The 351-nt window shown below is 51.6% G+C and carries 1 protein-coding gene; it reads right to left on the reverse strand.

Annotation, left to right across the window (positions count from 1 at the left end; all coding sequences use genetic code 11):
- Positions 1-91: 91 nt before the first annotated feature.
- Positions 92-274, reverse strand: coding sequence for a hypothetical protein (locus AC07UV_RS25740; protein ID WP_495185862.1), 183 nt, complete (start codon positions 272-274; stop codon positions 92-94).
- Positions 275-351: the final 77 nt, after the last annotated feature.

A 351-nucleotide genomic window follows, 5' to 3' on the forward strand; every position in this document is an offset into this window, starting at 1 on the left:
CCACATTCGATCTTTCCAATCCCGGCTTCTTATTCTAGGGTATCCTTAATGTTTTCTATTAGCTAGTGCTGTGCTTTTTGGCTAAAAACCGTTAAGGAGTCAGTACCCCAATCAAAAGAATAAGAGAAAGCTGCCCTGGAAGCCGCCTCATTCCCGGCCTTTCTGCTTCAGATTTCTCTCCCGGAGCTGTTTTGCTGCCTTCGCATTTATCCTGCTTTGCCAGCTCGGAGGCTCCTGGTTGCACAGAGTAGCAGGCAGGCACCCTGTGAGCCATTCCGACGTTTCGCGTATCGTTTGTCCGCTTTGCCTGCCCGGAAGCCTACCCCCTAAGGCCTCAGGTCAGCTTCCGAT

This window comes from Sphingobacterium sp. GW821-FHT03E03 (genome assembly GCF_059420745.1).